We start from the raw sequence: 24,682 nt of genomic DNA on the forward strand, positions 1-24,682 counted from the left end.
TTCATTCATACCAAAGATACCAATGAAAGGGTACTCCTTATTTTTGTGTCCGTAATTCTAGAAATATTTCATTTTGGAGGTTTAAGTATGAAAAAAATATTTACAATCATAATGACATCAATTCTTACAATAGCTACTCTTTGTGCATGTGCAAAGACAGATGTTCCAATTGAAACAAATTCCGTTAGTGATGATAAAATTAGTATCGTCTGCACAATTTTTCCCGAATATGATTGGATTCGGGAAGTACTGGGAGAGCACATTCAAAATGCTGATGTAACAATGCTTTTAGATAATGGTGTAGACCTACATAGCTATCAACCTACTACAGACGATATCATCAAAATTTCGACTTGTGATATGTTTGTTTATGTCGGTGGAGAGTCCGACAGCTGGGTGAAAGATGCCCTGAAAGAAGCTGCAAATAAGGATATGGTCATTATAAACCTGATGGATGTTTTGGGCGAAACCCTGAAAACAGAAGAATTGATTGAAGGAATGGAAATGGAAGAACATGACCATACCCATGAAGAAGCCCAAGATCATGAAAGCCAAGAAGCAGTTGAACACGAAGATGTTGATGATCATGAGCATGAAGGTGCCCCTGCCTATGATGAACACATATGGCTATCTTTGAAAAATGCAAAAGTGCTAAGTAGTTATATCGGTGAGAAGCTGGGGGAAATCGATAGTAAAAATGCCAGTGATTATGCACATAACGCAAAGACCTATGTGGAAAAGCTGGATCTGCTGGATGGAAAATATGAAGTTGCTGTAAGTCATGCAAGTCAAAAAACCCTTCTGTTTGGAGATAGATTCCCTTTCCGTTATCTGGTAGATGATTATGATCTTTCTTACTATGCCGCTTTTATTGGTTGCTCTGCGGAGACAGAAGCAAGCTTTGAAACAATTGCATTTCTTTCAGGCAAAATGGATGAATTGGGACTACACTCTGTATTAACCATTGATGGCGTTCAACATAAAATTGCAGAAACAATAATTCAAAATACACAGCAAAAAAACCAAAGTATCCTTACCCTTAACTCCATGCAGTCTATCACTTCCAAAGATATGGAAAGTGGGATAACCTATCTTTCCATTATGGAGAATAATCTGGACGTGTTAAAAGCAGCGTTGAACTAAGGAGGAAATCATATGGCTCAATTGACTTGTCATAATCTTACCCTTGGTTATGACGGAAAAATAATTATAAATGGCTTAGATTTTTCCGTTCAAAGCGGAGACTACCTTTTTATCGTTGGGGAAAATGGTTCAGGAAAAAGCACGCTGATGAAAACCATTTTGAAACTTCACGCACCTTTCGAAGGCTGTGTTGTGACGGGCGATGGGCTTCAGCCTTCTGAGATTGGCTATTTACCACAGCAAACAATGATACAAAAAGATTTTCCTGCCTCCGTATGGGAAATCGTTTTATCTGGTTGTCTAAATCGCTGTGGTTTTCGCCCTTATTTTAACCGAACAGAAAAACAGCTAGCGCGTAAAAATCTGGAAAAAATGGGCATCTCTCATTTATCAAAGCGTTGTTTTAGAGAGTTATCAGGTGGACAACAACAACGTGTGTTGCTGGCTAGAGCCCTTTGTGCCACAGGAAAAATGCTACTTCTGGATGAGCCCGTTTCTGGTCTGGATTCTAAAGTAACAAAAGAAATGTATGATTTAATTAAGAAGCTTAATCAAGATGGTATTACAATTATCATGATTTCCCATGACTTGAGTGCCGCCTTACAATATGCTTCCCATATTCTTCATATTGGGAACCCCATTTTCTTTGGCACGAGAGAGGATTATTCGGAAAACTATATCAATAGGTCTTTTTCAACTTTAAATGGTGGTGAAAAAGAATGAGTGCTATTTTTGATAAACTGGTATTTTATTTCGAATATCCTTTTGTGAGGTACGCACTGATTGTCGGTGTTTTGATTGCTCTTTGTTCTTCCTTGTTGGGTGTAACTTTGGTGTTAAAGAGATTCTCTTTTATAGGAGATGGCCTTTCTCATGTTGCTTTTGGAGCCATTGCCATCGCTTCTGTTCTAAACCTAAGCAATCATATGTTTCTTGTACTGCCTATCACTATTTTTTGTGCAATACTGCTTTTGCGTACGGGGCAAAACACAAAAATCAATGGGGATGCGGCAATGGCTATGATTTCCGTTGGGGCATTAGCCATTGGTTATTTGCTAATGAATATTTTTTCTGCTTCTTCTAATTTATCTGGTGATGTTTGCAGCACTCTATTTGGTTCAACTTCAATTCTGACACTTACAAAGATGGAAGTATGGTTCTCGGCAGCACTTTCGGTGGTGGTAATTCTTGTATTTTTACTTTTATACCACAAGATATTCGCAGTGACTTTTGATGAAAACTTTGCAAATGCCACAGGTATTAATGCCCGAAGGTATAACTTGCTAATTGCTATTATCATCGCTATTATTATTGTTTTAGCTATGAACTTAGTAGGCTCTTTATTGATTTCTGCTTTGGTTATATTTCCTGCGTTATCTGCAATGAGAGTATTCAAAAACTTTAAAGGGGTTATCCTCTTTTCCGCCACCTTATCGGTATTTTGTGCAGCGACGGGAATTATTGTATCCATCCTTGCTGGTACCCCAGTAGGCTCTACCATTGTGGCAGTTGATATTTTTGCTTTTGCAATTTGTTTTCTGTTTGATAAGATTTCGGGAGGTGTGAGGAAATGAAAATTAGAATTTGGTTTTCCCTATTCAGTTTGGTGATGGCTTTGGCACTCATTGGATGCTCAAAAGATGAAAATACGAAAAAAACTGATGAAGAACAAACTCAGGGAGCTGTGGAGAAGCCTAACGAAAACAGAGAGAAACAACAAAAAAAAAGCGTCAATGACGATGGTGATAATAATGTGGATCTAGACCTAACTGCATTAAGCAGCACCATGCTCTATTCAGAAGTCTATAATATTGTTATGTCCCCTAATGACTATATTGGAAAAACCTTAAAAATGAAAGGCCTTTTTAGAACTTATGCCTCATTAGAATCGGACACAACCTATTTTGCGGTGGTAATCCCCGATGCAACAGCTTGCTGTGAACAAGGCTTTGAGTTTATATGGGATGGTGAACATACCTACCCTGAAGATTATCCATCAGAGGATAGTGAGATTGAAATTACTGGCCGCTTAGACACCTATGAAGAGGATGGGTACGAGTATTTTTATGTGGTTGCCGATGACCTTGTCATCTTAAATTAAGAAATTTCTATTTTGTAGAACCTTTTTTCAGGGTTTAATTTAACAGTTATATGAAAAGGCCGTTGCTAAATTAGCAACGACCTTTTCTATTTTCATTCTTTTGGCTATAAAATAATTCTGAAAGTAAATCATCCAAGTAAACAGCGTAACCGAAGTGATTTTAGCTTCGTTGATACAATGTTTCTTTATGACTCATTGCGGAAATCCGTTAGATTTTCTACACAGTATAAGTGAAGAATTCTCGTATAGGTACAAATAATAGTTACTCTTTTATTTCGTATCGAAATGGCATCCATTGGAAAAATGCACACAATGAATTATTCGCCAAAGAATAATTTTAAATCATCTTCAACTGTACCAATTCCAGTAATACCAAAGTTTTCAACCAAAACGTTTGCAACGTTAGGTGAAAGAAAGGCAGGAAGTGTTGGTCCTAAGTGAATATCCTTGACACCAAGGTAAAGCAGAGCCAAGAGGACAATAACCGCTTTTTGCTCATACCAAGCAATGTTGTAAACAATTGGAAGTTCGTTAATATCTGCAAGCCCAAACACTTCTTTTAATTTTAACGCGATAACCGCAAGTGAGTAAGAGTCGTTGCACTGACCTGCATCCAAAACGCGAGGAATACCACCGATATCTCCTAAGTTCAACTTATTATATTTATACTTTGCACAGCCTGCTGTTAAAATAACGGTATCCATGGGTAATGCTTTTGCAAAATCTGTGTAGTAGTTTCTTGAGGTGGCTCTACCATCACAGCCGGCCATAACAATGAATTTTTTAATAGCACCGCTTTTTACTGCGTCTACGACTTTATCTGCAAGGGCTAGCACCTGATTATGGGCAAATCCACCAATAATTTCACCTGTTTCAATTTCAACAGGAGGTGCACATTTCTTTGCATGCTCAATCAATGCTGAGAAATCTTTCTCCTCACCAATTTCACCGGCGATATGCTTGCAACCAGGGAAACCAGCAGCACCTGTTGTATACATTCTATCTTTATAGCTATCCTTAGGAGGTACAATACAGTTAGTTGTCATGAGGATAGGTCCGTTGAAGCTTTCGAATTCTTCTTTCTGCTTCCACCATGCATTTCCATAATTGCCCACGAAGTGACTATATTTTTTGAAAGCAGGATAGTAATGTGCCGGCAACATTTCGGAGTGCGTATAAACATCTACCCCTGTACCCTCTGTCTGCTTCAAGAGCATTTCCATATCTCTCAGGTCATGGCCGGAAACCAGGATACCGGGTTTGGTGCCTACCCCAATGTTAACCTTTGTAATTTCAGGGTTACCATATGTGGATGTATTTGCCCTATCTAAAAGAGCCATGCCCTGAACACCGTACTTACCAACCTCGAGGGTTAACCCAATTAATTCCTCTATACTAAGGCTATCGTCCAATGTTTTAGCCAAAGCCATTTGCATAAATGTATCCACTTCTTCGTCATCTTCCATAAGAGCATTTGCGTGTTTGCTGTAAGCAGAAAGACCTTTTAAGCCGTAAGTGATTAATTCTCTAAGGCTTCTAATATCCTCGTCTTTTGTTGATAGTACCCCAACTTTCCCAGCCTTATGGGCATACTCTCTCTCATCAAAGGAACACCATACTGCGGCATCCGGCAAATCTTTCTTATCGTCCAATAGCGTTAACAATTCGTTTTTCTTTTCTAAAGTATCTTTAATTCGTGCAACAATCATTTCTTCATCGAAGTTAGCATTTGTAATGGTGATGAAAAGGTTTAAAGAAACAAGATGGTTGATTTCCTTTGAGACAAACTTGCCTTGTTTACGAAGCCTTGTGGTGACATCTGAGATTCCCTTTGTTACATAAACAAGCAAATCTTGCATTCCTGCAACTTGTGGGTTTTTACCGCATACACCCATTCTCGTGCAACCTTTGCAACCTGCTGTTTCCTGACATTGATAACAAAACATATTGTTTTCCATTTTACATCCTCCGTTCGTCTTCATAGTTATATCTGTTTGAAATTGTTTGCTTTTCTTTATGGACTTATCATAACAGGAAAAAAAAAGAAATTCCGTAACAATTGTTACGGAATTACAAAATATTTTGTATTTTTTTAATATCCTTGATAAAAATTTTCTTCTTCACAATTTCTATAAGACCCTCATCCTGCATTTTCATGAGTTCTCTTGAAAGAGATGGCCTTGCAACATTCAAAAAATCTGCCAACTCCTCTCTGGTCATTTTGATTATAACTTCACCTTCTCTGGAACAATTGCTAATTAACAATTTACAAATTTTTTCCCGTAAGGTTTGGCTTGAGACGATATTTAACTTTTGATTTAAATAATAAGCTTTGTTGGCCAGAATAGAAAGCATATTTGAAATGAGTAGCGTGTGAAACCCGCAATTTCTTTGGCAATTGTTATATAAATATTCCTTAGGCATTTTCAATACAGCTGCTTTGGTTGCCGCTACTGCATAATTTTCATACGATTTTTTTTCTATGAACAAAAATACTTCTCCAAATAAATCACCAGCTTTATATATTGTAGTAATGATATTTCGTTTGCCCTCCATGGAATCACGGCAGATATTAATTGCTCCCTCAACTAATATATATAGTTTATTTGGCTCATCTTGAAGCATAAAGATATGCTCATCTTTCTCATAGGCAACAATATCAGAACCGCTGCATCTAAGACAGCTCTCAATATCACATAGGCTCATCCCTTTAAACAAAGGGCTGGAAGTTAATTTTTCAGTCATACGCTCCCCCTCTCTATCTCCTCATGAAATTTGGTGTGATTCATAAATTTTACACAAACCTTTTCACTAATTACCTTTTTACTCGCCTTTAATAGCAACTGACTACTGGTAGTTTAGTAGCAAACAGTAAGTTTAGAAAATTTCTAAATAATGTAACACTGTATTCGCTTCATTTTTTCACAGTCCATGTTAATTTGCAAGATGTTTTGCAATAATAAAAAATATTTTGCACCCAAAGGTTCTTTTGCACCTTTTTCAATGTGCCGTTATAGCTATTTTATGAAATCTAATATTTATGAATTATCATTTTGTATAACTGATGTCCACTAAAATCACAATAAAATTCTATCATACTTATAGTATATGGAAAAGCAATGACACCTATTTATTAGCCACTATGGATTTGTAGCTAAATCACAGATATTTTCTGATTATTCTAAAGGTATCAATTCCTTTCTAAATTTATAGCAATTCATAAGTATTCAATAAATACATTAACATTCTGTATTCTAATGAATAACAGTGCCTATTTTCAAAAGAAAGATGATAAATAACGCAATCAATTCAAATGACCAAAGGTATTTCACTAGGTACTATTTTCCTTTTAGAGCTAGGCAGCGCAAAGGGGATCTTTTTTAAGTAATACTTCTAATGATTTACAATCCTATTATGTATTCTCATTAAGTTTCAGACAAGTTTATGACAAAGACTTGGTACAGATTTTATGATACGCCTAACGAAAAAAGGCAAGGCCTTTTGATTTGAAGAATCATAGACCACGCCTCTTTTATCGAAATTATTCTGCCATAAACAATTTTATGTCATCATCAACTTGTCCAACACCTGAAATGCCGAATTTGTCAACCAGAACCTTTGCTACGTTTGGAGATAAAAAGCCAGGTAACGTAGGCCCCACATGAATATTCTTAAACCCTAAATAAAGTAAGGCAAGAAGCACAATCACTGCCTTTTGTTCATACCATGCAATGTTGAAGGCAATGGGGAGATCATTCACGTCCTCAAGTCCAAAGATTTCTTGTAGTTTTAGTGCAATGACGGCTAGGGAATAGGAGTCATTGCACTGCCCTGCATCCAAAATTCTAGGAATACCACCAATATCCCCCAGATCCAACTTATTATATCTATATTTGGCACAGCCAGCAGTTAGGATTACAGTGTCTTTTGGAAGGCTTTTGGCAAAATTTGTATAGTACTCTCGAGAATTCATTCTGCCGTCACACCCAGCCATAACAAAAAATTTCTTTATTGCACCACTTTTCACTGCATCCACAACCTTATCTGCCAAGGCAAACACTTGATTATGTGCGAACCCACCTATGATGGTTCCACTTTCAATTTCAACAGGGGGCTTGCATTTTTTGGCCATTTCTATGATTGGGGAAAAGTCCTTATACCCTGTATCATCTGCCTCAATATGCATACACCCTGGGTAGCCTGCTGCCCCACTTGTAAATATTCGCTTACGAATTTCTTCACTTCTGGGTGGAACAATGCAATTGGTTGTGAATAATATGGGACCACGAAAGGTTTCAAATTCTGTAACTTGTGCCCACCAGGAACCACCATAGTTACCCACAAAATTATCATACTTTTTGAAAGCGGGATAGAAATTGCCCGGTAGCATTTCGCTATGGGTATAAACGTCGACGCCTGTATCTTTGGTCTGCTCAAGCAGTTGCTCCAGGTCCCTAAGATCATGCCCCGAAATCAAAATCCCCGGCCTATTTCTTACGCCGATATTTACTTCTGAGATTTCAGGATTGCCATATCTTGAGGTGTTGGCCTCATCTAGCAATGCCATTGCTTTAACTCCAAATTCCCCTGTTTTTAAGGTCAATGTAACCAAGTCATCATCTGTAAGGGAATCATCAAGGGTTGCAGCTAAACCTTCATAAATAAACTGATAAATTTCTAAGTTTTCTTTTCCAATGTTTAAAGCATGGTGGGTATACGCCGCCATTCCTTTTATTCCGTAAATAATCATTTCACGTAGTGAGCGGATGTCCTCATTTTCCGTGGAAAGAACACCAACCTTAGAGGCTTTTTCCAACATGGAGCCTCTATCAGTGACTTGAAAATTTGCAGCATCGCTTAGGTCTTTATTTTGTACGTTATTTTTCAATTCATCCCGAAAACTTATCATTAATTTGATTTGGTTTTCAATGCCATTGTCATCAAAATTTGCGTTGGTAATGGTTATAAAAAGGCTTTTTAGAACCTGGTGATTTACTTCACTTATGTCTGCTACTTTCACCTCGCCTTTTACCACAATTTCGGAAATCCCTTTCGTAACATAAACAAGCAAATCTTGTAGTTTTGCAACCTCTTCATTCTTGCCGCATACACCTCTAATTTCACAGCCTGTCCCTTTTGCAGTTTCTTGACACTGATAACAAAACATACTCATCCTATCACCCTTTCATTGAATCCAACCTTCCACACCAGATACAATAAGCTTTCTTTATTCCTAAAAACCAAAAAACTTCATGGTTTTCGCTATGAAAATTATTCCAGACACATAAGAAAAAAATTCAAACAACATTTGTTTTAAGCTGAGCCTTATTAGCATTCAATCTGCTAACCGAATGAAATAAGTACTCATCCCTTTAAATAGAGATGCTTGAAACAACAGCAAATTATCTCTAAGGGAAGAGAAGGCTTTATCACTAACGTTCCCAATATTTCCGTATATAAACATTTTTGAAAAGATTGTTAGGATGTGAATTTGTTTTTATAAAGTACGGCTTATCATCAAAATTAGTTTAACACCGAAAAAAATAACCGGGACATAAAACTTTTATGCCGTTAAGATATTTGCGTTTTAAAGTTTCAATGATAAATTATTTCTAATTCAAATGATTCCGTTATTATTTTTAAAATCCATTTACAAGGAACCCTTATTTAAAAAGTTAAAAAAACATTCACCAGACTTGGATCAAATTTGGTTCCTGCACACCGAACCAGTTCTGCCTTTGCATCGTCTATGCTAAGGGCTTTACGAAAAGGCCTGTCTGTAATCATTTGATCATAGCTATCTGCAATTGAAATCATTCTTGAAACGAGAGGGATTTCTTCGCCTTTTAATCCCCTAGGATACCCTGTTCCATCCCAGTTCTCATGATGTGCCAATACAAAATCCGCCAAAACTGAATATGTGTCCACGGACTTAAGGATATGATAGCCTATTTCTGCGTGCCTTTTTACCATTTCAAATTCGGTAATTGTAAGTTTGTCGGGCTTTTCAAGCAAAGTATTGCTGATAGCAATCTTTCCAATGTCATGCAAAAGTGCTGCCATCTTGATTTCTTGTATCATATCTTCGTCAATTTGCATTGCTTCTGCCATTGTTTCGCATATTCTACTTACATGTTCACCATGAGCTTTTTCTTGAGGACTTTTTGTATTTATACTTTCGATAATATTTTTTATGGTTTTACAACGCATACTTTGGCTTTCACACAGCTTTTTCCGATACATATTCTCTTCTGCTTTTGCCAAAATCCCCATGATTTTTTCATCCATTAAAGTTTTTGTTTCCCAACCAATGGAAACGGATACTTCGATATTTTCAAGGCTTGTCTTCGTAAATTCTTGCTCTATTTGTTTTATCAAATCCCCAGTTTCTTTATTCGTTGTTCTAGGTAGAAGCAAAACAAACTCATCCCCACCAATACGAGAAGCCACATCTTGTTCTCTGGAAAATTTTTTGATGGCATCTGTGATTGTTTGTAGTAGCCTGTCCCCCATTTGATGCCCAAATGCATCATTTGTTAGCTTTAAGCCGTTCACATCAAGCATTACCACAGATAAAGGTAGATTCTCCAAAGTATCAAGATCTTTCAGCATCTGTTGAAAAAAATGACGGTTATATAGACCAGTTAATTGGTCGTGATAGCTTAAATAGGTGATTTTTTCTTGTTTTTGTTTTTTGTCGGTAAAATCACGAAAAACAATTACAACGCCAGTGATGTTTCCATCCTTATCTAAGATTGGAGCCGCACTATCTTCAATGGGTATCAATTTTCCATGCTTTGTAACCAATAGTGTGTTTTCATCAATTTCATGTATGCCTTTGCTTTCAAAGACTTTTTTCACAGGGCTTGTTACTGTTTCCCGGCTAAACTCATTAATAATAACAAAAACTTCCTCAAAGGAACGTCCAAATGCTTCATGTTTTTTCCAACCTGTAAGCTTCTCTGCAACATCATTCATAATTTGAATGTCACCGTTTATATCTGTGGATATTACGCCATCACCCAGGGAGCGTAGGGTTGTTTTAAAAAGAATCCGATCTCTATTTATCATCTCTTTTGTATAAAACAACTCTTCATTTTTTTCTTCAAGCTTCAAAATATAGTTGGAAATCTTGTTAAGCATAAAAGTAATCCCGTTTGATAAAGTACCGACTTCATCTTTACGTTTCAGAAATTCTGTTGGTAAGTTTATAGAGATATCCTTTGTATAATTCTCTATCTCCTTGCAAATTTTGATCAACGGAGCTGATATTAACCTTTCAATAAAAAATAAAAAGCAAATAATAATCAGAATGATAATAAGTAATATGAATAAATTAATCCAGATAAATCTATTTATGGGTTCTAGAATCTTTGCTCTTAAAATATTTGCAAAAACAATAATGTTTGTATCTTTAACAGGCACATAAGCAATGTACTTTTCTTCTCCTTGCTGGTTGTATTGCGTAAATCCGCTTTCACCAGAAAGGACTTTGGCAGCGATATTTTCGTTTATGGATTCTTGCAAATAAACAAACTCTGAACCCAATGTATTGTTGGCATTAGAAGTATATAGTATTAGCCCATTATCGTAAATCAAGCACAAATCACTATCAATAGCCGTTTCATACTGACGCATAACTGTGTATAAATCTTCCAATAGAATGTCCAAACCAAATGCACCAACAACCTCCCCATCTTTCTTTAGGGGAGTGGCAATGGTAATTGCAAGTTTGTTTGAAATTAAATCGATATAAGGTAAGGTGATGGTTGTCTTATCTTGACTGATTGTATTGGTATACCAATCTCTAGTCGATAGATCATAATCTAGACCAATATCATAGTTGTTTACATTTGTAATAAGGTCATTAACACCATCCAGTGCAAGGTATACCTGTTCTATGTTCTCATCTTGGCTACATAAGTCTGAAAGCTCTTTTAATACACTGTCATATAATGGGTTATTCCTTTTCGTATTTCGATTTTTAATATTTGACGCAATATTAATAAAACTGGCGTTTTTCCCAGCCTGATCCACAATCATGGTATATTTTTGTAAAAACATCTCTATTTCTGCGCTGAGGTATCTTGATTCATTTCTCAGGTGTTCCTTGCCCACATCTTCCAAATAGGTTTTAATTTGTACATTCAAAAAATTATAATAGATAGTAAATAGTAAAAGTGCAAAAATAAAAATAGCAAAACCCATTTTTTTTACTATGCTGTTATTCATTTTATTCATTGTATTGCCCCCTTAAAGAATAAGGCCTTTTGTGTATAGTTCGTGAAGTTTAGTTGAATCATGTGTTTTAACTTATTATATCAAAAAAATAAGATATTTAAATGGAAATTGTAAATATTTATAATATTTATGTATTATTTTGCAAACATATCAAAAAATACGTCGAATTTTTTTGTTAATGAACTATAATCCTAGAACAATTTGATAAATACGGATTGTTTCATATTGGTTTAGCCTATGTTATTAAAATATTTTGTTTTCATAATTCAATTCAAGTCAAGATTCGATATAAATGATAGGGCAGATATACCTGCATCGTATATAATTTTTTTTGATACATCAGCCTGCAAAACAAAACTATTAAGAATGAACAGTAGTGAATTCTTATACGTTCAAAAATTTATTTTTTACAGGTTTGCATCTAATATCTCCTTTGAAATTAATAGTAACAATTTAAGATTTACATAAAATTTCAATATCATATCAAAGTTGTCGATTTTTGCATTTAAAAATAATTTTTTAGAAAATATTGACTTCTATTCTTTTATGTGTTACGAATAATGTGTATTAGAAATCAATTAAAAAGCTACGATTTGGTGAGCACATAACCAACTCTTAGTGTTAGGTCACAATCAATTTGCAGAAAACATCAGGAGGTTAACATAATGAAAAGTATTAAAAGCAAACTAGTATTGATTATTCTTATACTAGTTACAACTTCATCCTTACTCACAGTATCCCTAGGATTATACCGTAGCTTCGGCGTCACCGATGAAATAATACATACCTTAATACAAGAAAGACTAGGCAGTACAAACAATATGTTGAAAATATATTTAGAAGAACAGTTTGGCACTCTAACCCTAAATCCCAATGGTGATTTAACCGATGATAACGGCACCTCCATAAAAGGACAGAACGTATATATTGACCGCTTATGCCAAGAGATGAATGTTGTAGCCACTGTTTTCTCCAAAGATGGTGATAACTATACTAGAGTTTTAACTACCATTGTTGATGAGGCTGGTCAAAGAGTAGTTGGCACAACCCTCGATCCTACCAGCGAAGCTTATGAGGAGATTTCCAAGGGGAATGCCTATCACGGAGAAGCCGAAATTCTTGGTTCTCGTTATATGACTGAATACGTCCCGATTTTAGATAATAACAATCAAATAATAGGCCTTTATTTTGTGGGTATTCCGATTGAATCATTGGATACTATCCTAGCACAAGGAGAACAATCCACAATAAAATCACTACTGGTACTGGTTCCTATGCTGCTTTTGCTTGCAGTAGGCGTTACTATTTTCATCAGCGGTAAAATGACCAAGCCCATTAGAAAAGCTACACTGGCTGCACAACAGATTGCAGATGGTAATTTTGATGTTGAGCTCTCTGTTGATACAAAGGATGAAGTGGGTCAACTGGCGATTGCATTTAATGAAACCATAGAAAAACTCGTTAACTATCAGGGTTACATAGATGAAATTTCTGATGCGTTATATAAACTATCTCTTGGCAATTTGAATATTAAATTGCATCGAGAATATCTAGGACAATTCAAAAAACTGAAAGATAGTATGCAAAATTTAATTGCAAATCTAAATGATACACTATTGCAAATTAACCAATCGTCTGAGCAGGTTTATTGCGGTGCAGAACAAGTTGCAAACGCTTCTCAGGCCCTATCCCAAGGTGCTACGGAGCAAGCAAGCTCAATTGAGGAATTATCAGCTTCGATTGCTGAAGTAACGGATCAAATCCGAAAGAATGCTGAAAACACTAGCGTTCTCCATGATAAAGCCGAGTTTGCCGGACAAGAAATGCAAATCAGCAATGGTGAGATGAAAGAAATGATACTTGCTATGGATGAAATTTCAATGAAGTCCGCTGAAATATCTAAAATCATTAAAATAATTGATGACATTGCATTTCAGACCAACATTCTTGCTTTAAATGCCGCCATTGAAGCGGCACGTGCTGGAACAGCTGGAAAGGGATTCGCAGTTGTTGCAGATGAAGTAAAGAACCTTGCTGGAAAATCAGCAGAGGCAGCCAAACATACAACCATTTTAATTGATGAAACAGTAAGCGCTGTTAAAAACGGGTCTCAAATTGCACAAAAAACAGCAACTTCATTGAACGTAAGTGCTGACGCAACAAGGGAGGCTGTAGAGCTGATAGAAGAAATTTCAAAAGCTTCACAGGAGCAAGCAACTGCCATTGATCAAATAAATTTGGGTATAGAACAAATTTCAGCAGTTGTGCAAACAAACGCTGCAACAGCTGAAGAGAGTGCAGCCGCAAGTGAAGAATTATGTGGACAATCTAATATTCTAAAAGAGCTCATCTCAAAATTTAGTTTCTGAGAGGATAGTCGTTGTAAAAGACCAAGGGCTAAAATACTTCGAAAAATTTTTGCGTAAGAATGAGTCATATTTTTTAATAAAATTTAGCAAAAGCTCTTTCGAAAAATATGATAACATGAGATAATTAGATAATCTTTGCAAATATCTGTAACCCTAACGCTTTTGCAGTACAACGACAGACTCTAAATCAGGCAGCTGCAAACCTGTAATAGGAATTTGCAGCTGTTCTTTTATAATCTTCTTTTTTTCGCTGTTATAGAAATTGGTTAGGTATTCAATTGGCTGAGGAGGATTATTTTATGTTGAATAGACCCAGGAAACTTTTATACCTGCTTCCCCTACTTTTTTTGGTCTTCTTATTTTCAGTTTGTATTTTGCTAGAAAATGATTTTTGGGGAAATATATTTTCCACTGTAATTGCTTTTTTGTCGGCCGCAACAATTTTTTTGACTATGAAGAAAATTAAAACTTCTAGGTTATATGTTTTTTTGCTCTTTTTGTGCTGTTTGGTATGGGGAATGGCCGATCTTTTATGGCTTATTTTCAGTAATGTTCTTTTCATAGACCCTATTGACCCAATCTTTCTTAATTTTTTATATACAATACCTAATATTCTTTTTACAATATTGCTTACGCTATATATCTATAATAATCAAGAAAATTGGAACCTCCAACAGTTGCTCATCGATATTTTTACTTTTGTAGCATTTGGAATGGTTTTAATGTGGTCATTTATTTTTTCCAACACCAACTTGCAAATTAATTACGACTTTAACCTCTTTCTAACGATACTTTATATTTTCTTAGATTTCTTTGTTATGGTAGAAATTGGACTTATTTGCTTCTCAAAAGGTTTTAAAAATTTTAGCACCAGCCTGATACTGGTTATGTTAGGCATCTTTGTTTTCGCCATTGCAGATTTTTATTTTGCTTATCTTGATTTACTCAACACCTATAAAGCAAATACCATTGTTGACCTAATTTACATAATTTGCATTATTCTTTTTGCCCTGGGGGCTATTCAAGAAGCTACGCACCCTACAATTGCAAAAAAAACTTCCCCAAAAACACTTTCTGAGAATCTTAGAAAACCAAAATTTTCTGTCATTGTTTTTCTTGCAACTTATTACATACTATTTTCCTTGAAAATCTTTAATTTTTATACATTGTTAAGTACGGTCATTATTAGTGTTTTCTACTGGGTTTTAACTACAAATACACGCGCAAACACGATAGACAAACTTATGCTAAAATCGGAAAAAGAAATGAATGAACAGCTTGAAAGCCTTATTGACCAAAGAACTAAGGAATTATCCTTGGCTAATCAACACTTGAAAGAAATTTCAAATAAGGATGCATTAACAGGTTTATATAATCGAAGATATCTCATTAAACAATTGGATTCTTTAATTTCTTCAAAGCAAACGAATTCGTTTGCTCTTCTATATATTGATGCAAACAGATTTAAGCCAATTAACGATTCCTATGGTCATGAAATTGGTGACAAAGTTCTTATAGCCTTAGGAAACCGTTTTTTGCAAAATTACAGCTCTAATGGAACAGCATTTCGTATTGGTGGGGACGAATTCGCATTAATTGTAGATAACTTTAGTGACAAGCAAGAAATTGTATCACTTGCTCAAAAAACATTAGAAATGGTGCAGCAACCAATTGTTGTTTCGCCTTACTGCTTTACGTTAAGTGCAAGCATAGGCATTGCCTTATATCCTAATGACGCAACTGAAAAGGACGTCTTAATGCGCTATGCTGAAATTGCCATGTATGAAGTCAAGTCAAGCAACCAAAAAAATAATTATATGTTTTTTGATAAAAGCTTTATTAATCGAATTAATAAAAAAATAGAAGTTGAGTTTCTTTTGCAAAACGCGGACTTTGATAAAGAATTTATGCTTTTTTTTCAGCCCCAATTTAACACTAAGACTCGCACTCTAATTGGCATGGAAGCATTGATACGTTGGTTTCATCCCCAGAAAGGATTTATTCCACCTTCAGAATTTATCCCAATTGCTGAAGAGAATGGGATGATTATTACTATTGGTGAGTGGGTTATAGATAATGCTTTTCGGCAGATAAAACACTGGAATCTAAATTTTAAGCAAAACTTGCGAATGAGCATTAACATTTCACCTGTCCAAATAAAAAACACAGGCTTTTTGGATTGGTTTATTGACAGAGTTGCTAAAGAACAAATTAGGCCTGAATGGATTGACTTGGAGATAACCGAAACTGTGGCAATGATTTCCAATACATCCATTGAAAACATTTTTCATTCGTTAAATGAGCTGGGTGTAAGCATCTCAATTGACGACTTCGGTACAGGGTATTCCTCCCTTAGTTATATTAGAAAGTATAATATCGATCGCTTGAAGATAGCCAAAGAGCTCATTGATAATATCGACTGCGATGAAAATGCTTTACTAATTGTTCAGGCAATTATTATGATGGCAAAGGGAATGCAACTGAGAACGATTTCTGAAGGAGTGGAAGACGATAACCAGTTAGGTATCTTAACTGCTTTAGAATGTGATGAAATACAAGGATATATATATGGAAAGCCAATTTCTGAAGATGAATTTGAAAAAAAATATTTTGTTCCTTGAGGTTTTCATCTAATTTTTTCTCGAAAAAGTGACCCCCGCATATACAGTCAGGGATCACTTTTAAATTTTGTAAGAAAATTTAACGTTTCCTTTTTAGAAGATTAGGAACTTAAACTTTTATTGCATTATTTAATTATAATCCCTAGGGATAAAATTTCTTGGTGGCTTTCATAGACACCTTGTATAGTGCTGTTGGATTATAATTTGTTAAAACAAACTAAGCTGATTTGTTTCGGGAATACCATCTAAAACACCATTTTCTTTAAGAAGATCAATCAATGAGCGCCCAAGGGATGTTCTGTTTTTTAATTCTTCCAGTGTATTAAATTCCCCGTCTGCTCTACCCTCTACAATGCTTTCCGCTGCATTGGAGCCTAAGCCTTGCAGAGAGTTAAAGGGAGGAATTAACCCGTCATCAGTAACAATGAACTTTTTGCTATCTGATTTATAAAGATCCATGGGTAAAAATTTAAAGCCACGGGCATAAAATTCAACTATAATCTCTAAAACAGTAAGTTTGTTTTTATCTTTAGTGGTAGCGTCCATACCCTTTGCATGGATATCTTTTATTGCATCCTTCGCTTTTTCTATACCTTTGCACATTGTGGCATAGTCAAAATCATCACAGGCTCTTACGGTAAAGTAGGCAGCATAGTAGGCCTGAGGATAGTTTATTTTAAAATAGGCAATTCTAAATGCCATCATTACATAAGCAGCAGCATGAGCCTTGGGGAACATATATTTAATTTTCTGGCAAGATTCAATGTACCAATCAGGTACATTGGAAGCCTTCATATCTGCAATATCCTCATCGGTTAGACCCTTACCTTTTCGCACTTTCTCCATTATTTTAAAGGATTTCTTTTTGTCTACCCCTTTGTTGATCAGGTAAATCATAATACTATCTCGGGTAGAAATGGTTTCCTTTAGGGTAATTGTGCCATTTTCAATTAGGCTTTGGGCATTGCCAAGCCATACGTCAGTACCATGGGAAAGCCCAGATATACGCAGAAGATCGGCAAAGGTTTTTGGCTTGGTATCCAAAAGCATCCCTCTTACAAACTTTGTACCAAACTCAGGGATGCCCAATGTACCCGTTTTACAATTTATGTCTTCCTCTGTAACCCCTAATGCTTTTGGCGATTCAAATAAAGACATAGTTTCTGGATCACCTAGAGGCACTGTCTGGGGATTGACCCCTGTTAAGTCATATAACATACGAATAACTGTGGGATCATCGTGGCCCAGAAGGTCCAACTTTAGCAAACGCCCGCTAATGGAATGATAATCAAAGTGGGTTGTGGTAATCTTTGAATTTACGTCATTTGCAGGACGTTGAATGGGGCAAAATTCATATATATTATGATCATTAGGAACAACCATTAAACCGCCAGGGTGCTGCCCCGTAGTTCTTTTTATGCCAGTGCAACCCATTACCAAGCGATTAATTTCAGCATTATGTACTGTTTGTTCCCTTTCATCAAAGTATTTTTTCACAAAGCCATATGCCGTTTTATCAGCCAGGGTACCGATGGTGCCTGCCTTAAATACATGGCCAACTCCAAATAATTCTTCAGTGTATGCATGGGCACTCTGCTGATACTCACCAGAAAAATTCAAGTCAATGTCTGGCTCTTTATCACCCTCAAACCCTAGAAACGTCTGGAAGGGGATATCATGACCATCCTTATGAAGTTTTTCACCGCAGTTAGGACAGTTTTTATCCGGCATATCGCAACCACAGGCTTCTTCCATGGCATAAGCTTTCACTGTTTCCGAATCAAAATCAGAGTATTTGCAATTTGGGCAAACATAATGAGGTGGTAAAGAGTTTACTTCGGTGATACCAGCCATATTCGCAGCAAATGATGAACCAACAGAACCTCGAGAGCCAACCAAATACCCATCTTCAACGGACTTCCACACCAATTTTTGTGCAATAATATATAGCACTGCATATCCATTGTTAATGATTGAATTTAGCTCGGTTTCCAACCTATCTTGAACGATGGTAGGTAATGGATCACCATAAATGGAATGTGCTTTGTCCATACATATTTGACGCAGTTCATCATCTGCACCTTCAATTTTAGGTGGAAAGGTTTCATCGGGGATAGGCTTAATTTTTTCAATGCGATCAGCAATTAAATTGGTATTGGTAATAACCACTTCCCTAGCCTTCTCCCCACCTAAATAGCTGAATTCTTCTAACATTTCATCTGTAGTTCTAAAAAATAAAGGTGGCTGATTTTCAGCATCAGAGAATCCCTCTGCAGCCATAATAATTTTTCTATATACTGAGTCGTCCGGGTCAATAAAATGAACATCACAAGTAGCAACCACTGGTTTATTATATTTTTCACCCAACGAAACAATTTTTTTATTCATTTCCATCAAATCGCTCATAGAGCGTATTGCTTCAACCCTTGGAGAGTTAATCATAAATTGATTATTTCCCAAAGGTTGGATTTCTAAATAATCATAAAAACGAACAATGCTTTCTATAACCTCTTTGGGGGCATTGTCCAATAAAGCTCGGAAAAGTTCTCCGGCTTCACAAGCACTGCCAAGAATCAGACCCTCTCTCAATCGCATCAGCTGACTTTTAGGGATTCTTGGTCTTCTGAAGTAATAGTCAATGTGAGACAAAGAGACCAATTCATATAAATTTCTAAGGCCAGTGTAATTCTCAACTAGAATAATAGCGTGGTTTGCTCTTAGTTTTTTGTAATTAACTGTTCTGCTGGAAAAAATATTAATTTCGTCTAGGGTAAATACCTTTTTCTCTACGAGCATATCCATAAACCTTATAAACATTTCTGCAGTTGCTTCGGCATCATTGACCGCCCGATGATGGCCGACCAGGGAGATGTTTAGATGCTCGCAGATGATGTTTAATTTGTGTTTATTTAGCTGGGGTAGTAAGGTCCTTGCTAATTCTAAAGTATCCAAAACGGTATTTCCAACTTCTAGGCCGCAGTATCTTTCGGCCGCCACACGAATAAACCCCATATCAAAACTTGCATTATGTGCCACCAAAACACCATCGCCCGCAAAATTTAAAAACGCAGGAAGTATCTCTTGAATTTTAGGGGCATCTGCCACCATTTCATCCGTAATACCCGTAAGTTTCGTGATTTCCGTGGAAATAGGTTTCTGAGGATTAACAAAAGTGCTAAATCGATCGATAATCTTACCATCCTTTAGCTTTACCGCACCGATTTCTGTAACCATTTCCACTTCTTTGGAAAGTCCGGTTGTCTCAATATCAAAGACGATAAAGGTATCATCTAAGTTCTGACCTTTTGGCATAGAAACAACATTACCTAAATCATCCACCAAATAGGCCTCAACCCCATAAATCACCTTTAAATCAGATTTTCCTGCAGCATTCATGGCATCGGGGAAGGCCTGTACCACACCATGGTCAGTAATTGCAATTGCCTTATGCCCCCAATCGATGGCTCGCTTTACATAGTTTTTTACTGATGTAACACCATCCATGCTACTCATTTGAGTATGTAAGTGAAGTTCCACACGTTTTTCTTGGGCAACGTCCATGCGCGGTGGTGCCGGCTGTGCACTATTAATATTCTTAGCCATAATATTTATTTCTCGAGCATACTTATCAAACTGGACATCTCCTTGTACCCGCATACAAGCACCGGTTTTAAAACGCTCACTAAGCTCACCGTCATAAATGCTCTTTTTGACGAAGAATTTAACCGTTGTAGAGTCTGTTTTATCCGTAATATCAAAGGAAATAATATATTTCTCACCTTTAATTTCTCTGCTTTCCACATTAAAAATGCTACCCTCAATCAGTACGGCTTCGCCGATGGTTTTGCTTTCAGCAATGGGCACACGGGTTCCAACACATTCTTTGCCAAACAAAATGCCCTTCTGCACCGAGTCGGATACTCCGGCTGCCTCCGCTGCCGATTTCTCCTGCTCTACAGCGGCCTGTGCTGCAACAATTTTTTGCAAGAAATCGTTTGCTTTTGCTTCTTTCTCTTTTTCAAAAATCTCTGTTTCCTGTTGAGATGTTAGAGCATTTTTAAATTGAGTCATGATGGTACGCCCTGTTTCTCGCTCTATCATATATTGTAGTTCAACATCTAGCTTTTTTTGAGCCATATAATAAGCCATATTGTTCTTCACATAAATCAGGAGCTTACCGTCCTTGTATTTCCAGTTTGCATCAGACATTACACCAGAGCAAATTTTACTTTGTTGAGATACAAATGCCTTAACATTTTCCCAATAACTTGCTAAAAAACTGATTTCATCCAAATCATCCAAATGATATTCTAAGGCCAAGTGTACCTCTTTAATTCCAGGCAATGTTTGTAACAGTTCTTTTTTTAGCTGCTCCGTTTCTTGAAAAGGGATCAGCCTTGGGGAAACCAAATCAACGGCAACAATACGTTCTTTTTTGTAAATTTTAAGATTTTTCACATCTGTTTTTCCAAAAGTTTCTTTTATTCCCATGGATAATGAAACTTTCTGAAAAACGCTCTCAAAGCTTTGTATTGTCATGCTGTCCCTCCTTTCTATACACTTAAATTAGAACTTGATAATCTCCTCCATTAGAGAAGAAACCAATTCATCTTCTTTTAGTTTTTTAATAATGATTCCTTTTTTGAAAAGAAGCCCTTCCCCTTTGCCCCCTGCAATGCCTATGTCGGCTTCCCTTGCCTCTCCGGGGCCATTTACAACACAACCCATAACAGCAACTTTTATATCCTTATCAATTCCTTGGCACAGTTTCTCCACTTCATTTGCAATAGAAATTAAATCAATCTGGGTTCTTCCGCAGGTAGGGCAAGAAATGAATTCTATGCCAAATTTACGAAGTCCTAAGCTTTTTAAAATTTCCTTTGCCGCTTTCACTTCATCAACAGGGTTTCCGGTTAAAGAAACACGCATGGTATCCCCAATACCCATGGCAAGGATTGCCCCTATGCCAACTGCTGATTTAATCGTACCACTATAAACTGTTCCCGCCTCAGTAATACCTACATGAATAGGATAATTTATAGACTGGGATAGCAGTTGATATGCCTCCAATGAGAATACCACATCGGATGCTTTGATGGATACCACAATATCGTGAAATCCATATTTTTCTAAAATTTGTACGTGACGTAGGGCACTTTCTACTAGTCCTTGAGGCGTAACACCGCCATATTTTTCAATCAGATCTTTTTCTAAGGAGCCACTGTTTACGCCAATTCGAATGGGGATTTTCTTTTCCTTTGCTTTTTCAACTACTTGGCGAATACGGCTTTCTTCGCCGATATTGCCAGGGTTTATTCTAACTTTGTCTATCCCTAAGTCCATAACTCTAAGTGCCAATTTATAATCAAAATGGATATCTGCAACCAAAGGGATATGGATCTGTTTTTTTATTTCTGCAACGGCATCTGCTGCTTCCATATCCAAAATGGCAACACGAACAAGTTCACAGCCTGCATCTTCAAGCTCTAAAATTTGTTTTACTGTTGATGCCACATCCCGTGTGTCGGTGTTACACATAGACTGAATCACAATTGGGTTTTCACCGCCAATTTTGACGCTTCCTACCTGTACTTCCTTTGTCTTTTTTCGAAGCACTTCAAATCACATCCTTTTATTTTTACTGCTCTATTCCAATTTAGGTTTATTATATCAAATTTTTTCAATTGTGCATAATCTTTTCAAATTCATTCAAATCCATTCAAATGAATCCTATTGATCTTCAACCACAAGCTTTTTAACCTTGTGTATTCATTGATTACACAATAAAAGAACTAGGGCTCCTTGTGTATAAAAATTAGATTCCTAAACCTGTATTGTCGAAATACTAAAAATACTCTGGAAAAAATATCCCAATGAAAAACAATGAGTTCATAGGATATTTCCCTATGAACTCAAAAGAATTATTTCTTGTTTTGATATAGCAAACATTGTTTTTTGTTATGCAAATAATTTTACGATATCACCATATAAAACAAATACCATTAACCCCATCAAAAATGCAAAGCCTAAAAAATGTATGCGGTTCTCCAACTCAGGGTTTAGAGGCTTTCTGCGCACAGCTTCCACCATAAGCAACAAGATCTTTCCACCATCTAATGCGGGAATTGGAAAGAGGTTAAGTACACCTAAATTAGCACTCAAGACTGCGCCGATATAAACTACATTTTGAATTGCCGCTTTTACACTATACGTTAAGCCAGCTTCATAACTATCTCCAACCATTTTTACAATGGTAATTGGTCCACCGAATTCATCCTGCTCCGCAGTAAATGTAAAAACACGGGCCAAACCTTCAGCGGTTAGTTTGATATAGTTTATCATTGAATAGTAACTATACCTAACGGTATCGAGTATGGTGGTACGATTGTAACCATCCATATCCTGAGCAAATAAACCGACTTCAATTTCTGGTGCAAAGCCAATGAGATAACCTTGGCGCTGGGCATCAAACTGGGGGGTGATTTTATAAGTGTATTCTTGACCATCACGAAGAATATCAACTCTTAATTCATTCCCGCCATTTTTATAAAGCTTAGATTCCAGTTCATCATAAATATGGATTCGCTTGCCATTGATTCTATAAATTTGATCACCGGGCTGTAAGCCAATTTCTTCTGCTGGTGTGTTTGGCAAAACTTCTCGAATAATGGGGACCGCCATATAAGAAGTTGAGGTCAAACCTATAATTAGTACCAGTGCCAAGACAAAGTTCATAAAGGAACCCGCCGCCATTACAATAAAGCGAACACCTATGGACTTATTTAGGAAGGAGCGAGGCCCAACGGTACCATCTTCTCCCTCTCCTTGCATTCGACAAAAACCACCTAATGGTAAAAGGCGAATACTATACTCTGTTTCTCCCTTTTTGCGAGAAAAAATCTTCGCACCCATACCAATGGAAAATTCTTCTACAAGAATCCCACTTTTTTTTGCCGCAATAAAGTGTCCAAATTCATGAACAATAACAAGGACACCGATTAAAATTAGCGAAATAATAATGGAGAACAAGCTCCTGCCCCCTCTCGTTTATTAGAAGTTCAAATTTGATGCAAAGCTTCTTGCCCATTTATCTGCTTCCAATAAATCTTCTAATGTATATTCATACTTCACAGTATATGCATTCATAGTTTGTTCTATCAATTCAGGTATTTGCAAAAAAGAAATTTTTCCATTTAAAAACCTTTCAACCGCTATTTCATTTGCACCATTTAACACTGCTGGCAGGGTTCCCCCAGTTTCTAGAGCTTGATAGGCCAAGGCCAAACATCTAAATGTTTCCAGATCAGGCTCTTGAAAAGTCAAGGAATTTCTTTTCAGAAAGTCAACCTTCGGATATGGACTTTTCACCCTTTTTGGGTAGGTTAACGCATATTGAATGGGTACCTTCATATCAGGTTCGCCCATTTGCGCCATAATCGCCCCATCCTCATACTCAACTGCAGAATGGAGAATGCTTTGTGGATGGATTAAAACCTCGATTTTGTCTGTGGGAACATCAAAAAGCCACCTTGCTTCCATGACTTCTAGCCCTTTATTCATCAGCGTGGCAGAATCAATAGTAATTTTTTTACCCATGGACCAATTAGGATGGTTCAAGGCATCGGCAACAGTAGTATGTGCTAATTCTGCTTTCTTTTTTCCACGAAAAGGCCCGCCCGAGGCAGTTAATAAAATGCGACGGATGGGGCTGCCCTCATTCCCTTGTAATGATTGAAAGATTGCAGAATGTTCGCTATCTACAGGGTAAATGGAAATATTTTTTTTCTTTGCCAAATCCATTACAAGTTGGCCCGCGGAAACAAGAGTCTCTTTATTTGCCAGTGCAATATTTTTTCCTGCTGTAATTGCTTCAAAGGTTGGCTTTAATCCCACATTTCCCACTACCGATGTTACGACTGTATCCACAGACTGAATTGTAGCAACTTCAATTAAGCCCTCCATACCCTTTAAAACTTTTATATCTACATCGGAAAGACGTTCTTTTAATTTTTTTGCATTACTATCATCCATAACAGCAACAAAACGAGGCCTAAACTTTCTGGCCTGTTTTTCTAATAAATCAATGTTATGATTTGCGCTTATACCTGCCACACGAATATCCTTTAGGTTCTCAATTACTTCTAATGTTTGTGTACCGATGGAACCCGTGGAGCCTAAAATAGAAATCTCTCTCATCTCACTTACCT

The 24,682-nt window shown here is 36.6% G+C and carries 14 protein-coding genes; 6 read left to right on the forward strand and 8 right to left on the reverse strand.

Features of this window, described 5'->3' with window-relative positions; translation table 11 throughout:
* Positions 1–87: 87 nt before the first annotated feature.
* From ABVZ64_RS09465 to ABVZ64_RS09480, 4 genes are read left to right on the forward strand one after another with little or no spacing between them, the layout of a single operon-like run.
* Positions 88–1,143: a metal ABC transporter substrate-binding protein gene (locus tag ABVZ64_RS09465; protein WP_352400771.1), complete on the forward strand. Its 1,056-nt coding sequence runs from the start codon at positions 88–90 to the stop codon at positions 1,141–1,143.
* A gap of 12 nt (positions 1,144–1,155) precedes the next feature.
* The gene (locus ABVZ64_RS09470) at positions 1,156–1,866 is read left to right on the forward strand and encodes a metal ABC transporter ATP-binding protein (protein WP_352400772.1); all 711 of its coding nucleotides are present in this window, start codon (positions 1,156–1,158) and stop codon (positions 1,864–1,866) included.
* Positions 1,863–2,717 (forward strand): metal ABC transporter permease, encoded by an 855-nt coding sequence (locus ABVZ64_RS09475; RefSeq protein ID WP_352400773.1) that lies wholly within the window; start codon positions 1,863–1,865, stop codon positions 2,715–2,717. Before ABVZ64_RS09470 ends, ABVZ64_RS09475 begins: the two co-directional genes overlap by 4 nt.
* Positions 2,714–3,244, forward strand: coding sequence for a hypothetical protein (locus ABVZ64_RS09480; protein WP_352400774.1), 531 nt, complete (start codon positions 2,714–2,716; stop codon positions 3,242–3,244). Before ABVZ64_RS09475 ends, ABVZ64_RS09480 begins: the two co-directional genes overlap by 4 nt.
* Before the next feature lie 317 nt (positions 3,245–3,561).
* On the opposite strand, the gene hcp (ABVZ64_RS09485) is transcribed toward ABVZ64_RS09480, so the two are convergent.
* The 4 genes from hcp (ABVZ64_RS09485) to ABVZ64_RS09500 all read right to left on the reverse strand — a co-directional run bounded on the left by hcp (ABVZ64_RS09485) (position 3,562) and on the right by ABVZ64_RS09500 (position 11,485).
* Complete coding sequence (gene hcp / locus ABVZ64_RS09485; RefSeq protein ID WP_352400775.1) at positions 3,562–5,202, reverse strand: hydroxylamine reductase; 1,641 nt, start codon at positions 5,200–5,202, stop codon at positions 3,562–3,564.
* Positions 5,203–5,314: 112 nt separating this feature from the next.
* Positions 5,315–5,989 carry a Crp/Fnr family transcriptional regulator gene (locus tag ABVZ64_RS09490; protein WP_352400776.1) on the reverse strand — a complete coding sequence of 225 codons (675 nt, stop codon included), beginning with the start codon at positions 5,987–5,989 and terminating at the stop codon, positions 5,315–5,317.
* 796 nt (positions 5,990–6,785) lie between these two features.
* On the reverse strand, positions 6,786–8,417 hold the full coding sequence (gene hcp / locus ABVZ64_RS09495; RefSeq protein WP_352400777.1) for a hydroxylamine reductase: 1,632 nt from the start codon (positions 8,415–8,417) through the stop codon (positions 6,786–6,788).
* Between the two features lie 494 nt (positions 8,418–8,911).
* Positions 8,912–11,485 (reverse strand): HD domain-containing phosphohydrolase, encoded by a 2,574-nt coding sequence (locus ABVZ64_RS09500; protein WP_352400778.1) that lies wholly within the window; start codon positions 11,483–11,485, stop codon positions 8,912–8,914.
* Between the two features lie 665 nt (positions 11,486–12,150).
* Between ABVZ64_RS09500 and ABVZ64_RS09505 the strand changes: the two genes are divergently transcribed.
* A complete protein-coding gene (locus ABVZ64_RS09505) occupies positions 12,151–13,854 on the forward strand; it encodes a methyl-accepting chemotaxis protein (RefSeq protein WP_352400779.1) in 1,704 nt (567 codons plus the stop codon).
* Positions 13,855–14,153: 299 nt separating this feature from the next.
* Positions 14,154–16,475: a putative bifunctional diguanylate cyclase/phosphodiesterase gene (locus ABVZ64_RS09510; protein ID WP_352400780.1), complete on the forward strand. Its 2,322-nt coding sequence runs from the start codon at positions 14,154–14,156 to the stop codon at positions 16,473–16,475.
* A gap of 207 nt (positions 16,476–16,682) precedes the next feature.
* On the opposite strand, the gene ABVZ64_RS09515 is transcribed toward ABVZ64_RS09510, so the two are convergent.
* The 4 genes from ABVZ64_RS09515 to ABVZ64_RS09530 all read right to left on the reverse strand — a co-directional run bounded on the left by ABVZ64_RS09515 (position 16,683) and on the right by ABVZ64_RS09530 (position 24,671).
* Positions 16,683–21,014 (reverse strand): PolC-type DNA polymerase III, encoded by a 4,332-nt coding sequence (locus ABVZ64_RS09515; protein WP_352400781.1) that lies wholly within the window; start codon positions 21,012–21,014, stop codon positions 16,683–16,685.
* Between the two features lie 27 nt (positions 21,015–21,041).
* Complete coding sequence (gene ispG / locus ABVZ64_RS09520) at positions 21,042–22,091, reverse strand: flavodoxin-dependent (E)-4-hydroxy-3-methylbut-2-enyl-diphosphate synthase (protein ID WP_352400782.1); 1,050 nt, start codon at positions 22,089–22,091, stop codon at positions 21,042–21,044.
* 342 nt (positions 22,092–22,433) lie between these two features.
* Positions 22,434–23,504 carry an RIP metalloprotease RseP gene (gene rseP, locus ABVZ64_RS09525; RefSeq protein WP_352400783.1) on the reverse strand — a complete coding sequence of 357 codons (1,071 nt, stop codon included), beginning with the start codon at positions 23,502–23,504 and terminating at the stop codon, positions 22,434–22,436.
* Between the two features lie 21 nt (positions 23,505–23,525).
* Positions 23,526–24,671, reverse strand: coding sequence for a 1-deoxy-D-xylulose-5-phosphate reductoisomerase (locus tag ABVZ64_RS09530; RefSeq protein ID WP_352400784.1), 1,146 nt, complete (start codon positions 24,669–24,671; stop codon positions 23,526–23,528).
* Positions 24,672–24,682 lie beyond the last annotated feature (11 nt).

The sequence above is a fragment of the Anaerotignum sp. genome (assembly GCF_040307045.1).
Lineage (GTDB): Bacteria > Bacillota > Clostridia > Lachnospirales > Anaerotignaceae > Chakrabartyella.